8 protein-coding genes are annotated in these 4,883 nt (G+C 58.9%); 2 read left to right on the forward strand and 6 right to left on the reverse strand.

Translation table 11 applies throughout. The features are described 5' to 3' along the window. A partial coding sequence (locus ACTG2S_RS21265) for a hypothetical protein (protein ID WP_439983289.1) occupies positions 1-484 on the forward strand: 484 nt, incomplete at its 5' end. A gap of 590 nt (positions 485-1,074) precedes the next feature. On the opposite strand, the gene ACTG2S_RS21270 is transcribed toward ACTG2S_RS21265, so the two are convergent. The 5 genes from ACTG2S_RS21270 to ACTG2S_RS21290 form a co-directional block, all read right to left on the reverse strand. Next, positions 1,075-1,209 (reverse strand): hypothetical protein, encoded by a 135-nt coding sequence (locus ACTG2S_RS21270; protein ID WP_439983291.1) that lies wholly within the window; start codon positions 1,207-1,209, stop codon positions 1,075-1,077. A 251-nt stretch (positions 1,210-1,460) separates the two neighbouring features. Next, complete coding sequence (locus tag ACTG2S_RS21275; protein ID WP_223932338.1) at positions 1,461-1,769, reverse strand: mobilization protein; 309 nt, start codon at positions 1,767-1,769, stop codon at positions 1,461-1,463. Beyond that, on the reverse strand, positions 1,770-2,306 hold the full coding sequence (locus ACTG2S_RS21280; protein WP_429052763.1) for a DUF1640 domain-containing protein: 537 nt from the start codon (positions 2,304-2,306) through the stop codon (positions 1,770-1,772). A gap of 191 nt (positions 2,307-2,497) precedes the next feature. Next, positions 2,498-3,001, reverse strand: coding sequence for a relaxase/mobilization nuclease domain-containing protein (locus tag ACTG2S_RS21285; protein WP_439983293.1), 504 nt, complete (start codon positions 2,999-3,001; stop codon positions 2,498-2,500). Further along, the gene (locus tag ACTG2S_RS21290) at positions 2,991-3,401 is read right to left on the reverse strand and encodes a MobC family plasmid mobilization relaxosome protein (RefSeq protein ID WP_439983295.1); all 411 of its coding nucleotides are present in this window, start codon (positions 3,399-3,401) and stop codon (positions 2,991-2,993) included. The genes ACTG2S_RS21285 and ACTG2S_RS21290 overlap by 11 nt, the downstream gene beginning before the upstream one ends. Positions 3,402-3,610: 209 nt before the next feature. Between ACTG2S_RS21290 and ACTG2S_RS21295 the strand changes: the two genes are divergently transcribed. Beyond that, positions 3,611-3,901, forward strand: coding sequence for a hypothetical protein (locus tag ACTG2S_RS21295; protein ID WP_368158657.1), 291 nt, complete (start codon positions 3,611-3,613; stop codon positions 3,899-3,901). A 155-nt stretch (positions 3,902-4,056) separates the two neighbouring features. On the opposite strand, the gene ACTG2S_RS21300 is transcribed toward ACTG2S_RS21295, so the two are convergent. Further along, positions 4,057-4,883: replication initiation protein (locus tag ACTG2S_RS21300; RefSeq protein WP_439983297.1), on the reverse strand; the 827-nt coding region annotated here is incomplete at its 5' end.

Consider the following 4,883-nt stretch of genomic DNA (forward strand, 5'->3'; position numbering starts at 1 on the left):
CTTTGATTCCGTTGCGGCGGAGGCCAGCGTGACGCGGGGCGGAATGATGTACCACTTCCCTTCGCGGGAAGCGCTTGTTCAGGCAATCCACGAGCACTTGGCCGCGCAATGGGAGGCCAGCCTGGAATCAGTCGCAGGCAGACCGAAGTCAGAGGCAACACCCACAGAGCGGGCCATTGCGTATGCACGTACTAGCGCACGAAGCGCTAATCGCGCGGAATTGCTTTCTGCACTTCAATCGAGTGAAAGCACTGCGACAGCGGCTGCCTGGGACACGGTGCTTGAAGGCTGGGCTTCTCCAGCGCCGGAGCATCTCGACGACCAGGCCGTTCTTGATCGATTCATTGCGCGACTCGCAGCGGATGGACTCTGGGTATATGAGTCATTGACGGGGAAGAAATTGCCAGACCAGATCAGGGATGCTATTGCCGCGCAAATCGTGAGCGTCATTGAATCGGCTTCGCTCAGGGTATCGAACAAGTAATTCGGTAAATGCACCGTCCGTTTTGCGGCTCTGATTTTGAACACAGCAGCTTCCGCTTTGAGTCGATAGCGGCAGTCGTCGATTGTCACCGCGACAGGCCGCTTTGGCCGAGGTGCTGACGGATTACTGGTTCAGGTGAGCGGCTGGTTTAGGTTCAGAAACCTGCCGTAGCCCATGAAAATATCATCAGGCCGTTAAGGGCACCGAAGCGACGCTCGGGCTGCGACCAATATCAAGTGTCACTCTCTATCGCATTGCACAATATAAAATTCCATTAGCTTTCAATGCTCTATATTTCCCGTATTCTGAAACAACCCACTTGTTTGGAGTCAATAGCACGGATTAACTCAATGGCGGCTGGTGAAACGACTGTTAGGTCTACCCCTGCGAGCGGGTAATGCGACGGTGACGGAAATTTCTGGGGTTCCGGCTTACAACCCCAAGAAGGCCCCGCTAAAGCGCTGTAGAGCAGCCCAAGGCCCAACCAGTACGCAACCCAGTACAGCAGGGCTTTCGCCGCGAACAAGGCGGCCATTGCCGCCACGGTATGCCACAGCATCAGCCCCGGAAACCGATCACTCAATCGCACCTCAATCCACCTCCACGCCTGCATCGAGCAACCGTTGCCGCCATGTATCGGCGGACAACAGGGCATAGTGGGCCACCTGCTGGCGCAGGTATTCGGTATCAATGACGATCCAGCGGCTGCCGTCGTCATCGATCATCCAGTCGATGGTCGCATCGAGGAGGTCGATCAGCGGCTTTCCATCGGCCCATAGCCACGGTGAGCCTTTATAGATCGCCAGTTCGTACTCAACCGGGGGAACTGGCGAATATGCGCCACCGTGTCAGGTGTACCCAACCGACCTGATTTCATACCCGATCTCCTTAATTATTGTCACTGTGACGATATATCACATGCTAAATCCACGATCTCGCCGCTGCTCTTTTCGCAGCTCCGCAGCCCTGTCGGCGATCAGCGCTGCGCCTTCTGAAAGGCGTTCAGCGCCTTGCTCAAGTCGTTGACACTGCTGTTCAAGCTCCCAAGCGCAGTCCCTGTGACTCTGTTCGAGTGCTCTACCCCGCTCTGCAACGTATCGAACGCTCTCTGTAGCTCGCTGCATAGCGTCCCGCAGCTCGCCAGCGCACTGGTGCAAGCGGTTTGCAACTCGCTCAAAGAGCGCGCCTGCTGCTGCAATTGCAGCTCCAACGCCGCCGTTTGCTGCTGGTGTGCCGTTTCTATCCGCTCCAGCCTGTCGAGCAGTATCCGCTCCAGTTCGGTCATTCAGTTCACCTCCACGGCCATCTTGCCGCTCTTCGTTTCGAACGGTTTCCCCATGCTGGGGGCGAGGATGTAGCCCTTGCCATCCTCGCCCTTGGCGTAACTCACCCCATTGGGGAGTTGGGCCAGCGTGGCTTTCGCGCTGCGGATCTCGCTGTTCAACCGTTGAACCTCGCTGCCCATCCAGCTCAATACCCCCCAGCTCCCCAGCCCGATCCCCACGGAGGTGCATACCCCGACCAGCAAGGCTTTGAGCCAAACGCTGGAGACCAGCTTGAGGGTGTTGGTCTCGCTCTGGGCCTGCTCCAAAACCTCCCTCAATGGAACGGTCGAATCGGTGATCTGTTGGGGCAAGCCCTCGATCCCTTTCTTGATAGCGCCCACGGTTGTATTCAGCTCGTCGCTCACACGCTTCTCTAAGTCTTTCTTGAGCTCGTCGAGCACCGCTTTCGCTAACTTCTCCACCTCGCCCAATTCCTGCTCTTGCCGCTGCTTGAGCCTCTCGCTCAAGCGTTCTTTCTGCTGTCCAAGACGCTCCATAGAGTTCCCCTTTTAACCGGATAGCTTTGGGATAGCCCTCCGGCTTGATGCTGGTGTAATCGGCCCCCGTGCGCGTGATTTCGCACCCGAGCGAGGTTTGTAGGTAGTCCCGCAGCTCCGCCGCATTGGAGATCACTCTCTGCTCGGCGGCTGCGAATAGGTGGTCGGTGATCTGTTTCTTGATGGCTGTCTTATCGCTCTTGTCCTTGAACGCCTCGAGCCCGAAGCGGGTCGTCTGGCCGCGCCCAGCCCCTTTCGTGGTTGTGTTTATCCCTCACCGCATCGAAGGCTTTACGGTGACCAGGTGGGGCCGGGTTGAACGATTTGCCTGTGCCCAGGTGAACACGGGGGATCAGGATGTGGACGTGAACCCCGCCATCCGGTTCGTCGTGCTGGACCGCCGTCAGGTGGACGTCTTCCGGCTCCAACCCAGCAAACGCCACCGCCTCGAAGTCCGCCAAAACCGCCGTGATCTCGTCGGCGGTCGGGGCCTCTTCCGCCGCCCACGAGATCACGGCACTCCGGTATCGATGCTGGAACGGCAGCGAGTCGGCCACCGCCGCGAACAGCACCGGATCGCCCCGCAGTACCGTCACCCCTGCCCGTGGTTCACCTGTGTGATCGTGCGAGCCCATGAGGTAGGCCGAAGCACGGGCACCGCTGCCCGTACCGTGGGAGAGGAATTTAATGAGCATCGTCGCGCCCCTTGGCCGCAGGCTTGGGGGGCGGCGGCAACTGGGGCAGCAGGCGGCCCGCCTGAACCTCGATGCTGCGCAGCAGGGCCAGCAACTCCACCAGTTGCACCGACGAGCCGGCCAACCGGCATTCGTTCAGGGCTCGGGCTATCTGGTTGAGGTTGTTGCTCATCCCGGCCAACTGGCGCATCAACACCGGATCGGCATCGTTGCTGGTATCGCGGACACGGACGGGACGGCGTTGGGGCGTCGGCAAATTCGTCTGCTGGTTGGCATCGACCGCCCCCCGGATCCAGTCCGATACGCTGAGCCCGGATGCTGTCGCACGCTCGCGCCATTCGGCTGCGGTCGGCTTGTCGATCCTGACGCTGACGGTGGTTATCTTTTGGGCCTTGGACACGCTGCCTCCGGCGGTGGGTTTAGGGGGATTGAAGGGGCATAGCCCCTCACCAGCCCCGTGTTACGTTGAGCCGCGAAGCAGGTGAAAACGTAATACGGGTCGGCTGGCTTAAACCAGTACAGCAAAAAAAAACAGGGGGGCGGCAACTTGCTATTTATCGTCACAGTGACACATAATCAATTACCGTTACAGTGACAGGAAATAGCTCCATGAAGGACGCCACAGATAAGGGAACTGGGGACATGTTTGGCATCAAGCGCGGACGGGGCAGGCCAAAAACCGGATCAGCCAAAACAGGGGCAGAACGACAAGCGGCCTACCGGGCAAAGCAGCAGGATAATAACGTTACTGTGACGATAAATAGGGCGCTGATGGAGGGGCTGGCCGCCCAAATGCAGGCGATCAGGGATGGGGGATCGGCGGTGGTGCTGACACAGGAGCAAGCCGGGGAAATCCTTCGGGCACTGCGAACAGCAGAAACCAAACAGCTCCGGGGATAAGACCTATTGCCCACAGGCCAAACACACGGCCTGATGGACAACCCTTCGGGATCGGCCTTACCCCCCTCGCCAAGATCCTCTCTCTAATGGCTCTCTAGGGAAAAAGAACGCCCTTTCGGGCGCTGTTATCTGATATAGGCTTTGTTTCGCGATCGCTATTTTGAAATCTTGGCGTACTTGCTAACGGTACTGGCCGAGATGTTGAGATCGTCGGCTATGGTGCTGTGCGGGTATCCGGCAGCCTTCATGCTCTGGATGGCCTCCCATAGTGCCCAGTTCGTGGACTTGGGCCTCCCCCCGCCCTTGGATACCTTGCCACCAATGCGCCCCCCCTTAGCCCCTCTGATGGCCTGAATCTCGGGGGTATGTGTCCGATCAACGTAATCCGCAAACGAGGTCGGGGTAAGGTGCCGCCAGATCCAACGGGCGATACTCTTGGCCGTGGCCTTGATCTCACTATGGGGCAACGGGCCACCTTGCTCACGCCCAAACGCATTAGCGCTCTCACAAGCGACACGGACAGCCTCAGCCCATGCTTCATAGCCATTGGGCCGCCAATACTCCCGCACCGCACTGTAGCCCCATTCCCGCACGCTATCGAACACCGTGACGTTACGCCCCAGTCCGCTAACCTCTTTGCCGCTGCGGCGGTTGTAGGCTGCTAAATCCGCATCTGGGCAGAACTCGGCGAGGTAGTCGAGGGAATAGGGCGCATGGTTATGCCATACCGTCCACCAATCGCTGTGTACGGGGTTTTTGGTGATCAACCCAACGTACCCCATGTCAGCGCCCAGCCGCTTCGCCAGAACATGCTCTATGGCCGCTAGATAGCGCAGTGGCTTTAACCTGGCTGCATTGGTTCGCGCCACTGGCGCGGCCAGCAGATAGCCAAGGTGGTAGTTGCCGTTTTCGGGGTTGATCGCGATCCAATGCGGCGCAGGCAAGCCACGCTCTCGCCACTCTTGATGCCCTTCTCGCCGCT

Source organism: Aeromonas sp. 82P, assembly GCF_051919365.1.
In the GTDB taxonomy this organism is placed as follows: domain Bacteria; phylum Pseudomonadota; class Gammaproteobacteria; order Enterobacterales; family Aeromonadaceae; genus Aeromonas; species Aeromonas veronii.

What these genes read in the sequence shown, in the direction of transcription:
- ACTG2S_RS21295 (WP_368158657.1), top strand. Translation starts at nt 3,611, where the DNA reads ATGAAGGACGCCACAGATAAGGGAACTGGGGACATGTTTGGCATCAAG.
- ACTG2S_RS21270 (WP_439983291.1), bottom strand. Translation starts at nt 1,209, where the DNA reads ATGATCGATGACGACGGCAGCCGCTGGATCGTCATTGATACCGAATAC.
- ACTG2S_RS21275 (WP_223932338.1), bottom strand. Translation starts at nt 1,769, where the DNA reads ATGACCGAACTGGAGCGGATACTGCTCGACAGGCTGGAGCGGATAGAA.
- ACTG2S_RS21285 (WP_439983293.1), bottom strand. Translation starts at nt 3,001, where the DNA reads ATGCTCATTAAATTCCTCTCCCACGGTACGGGCAGCGGTGCCCGTGCT.
- ACTG2S_RS21280 (WP_429052763.1), bottom strand. Translation starts at nt 2,306, where the DNA reads ATGGAGCGTCTTGGACAGCAGAAAGAACGCTTGAGCGAGAGGCTCAAG.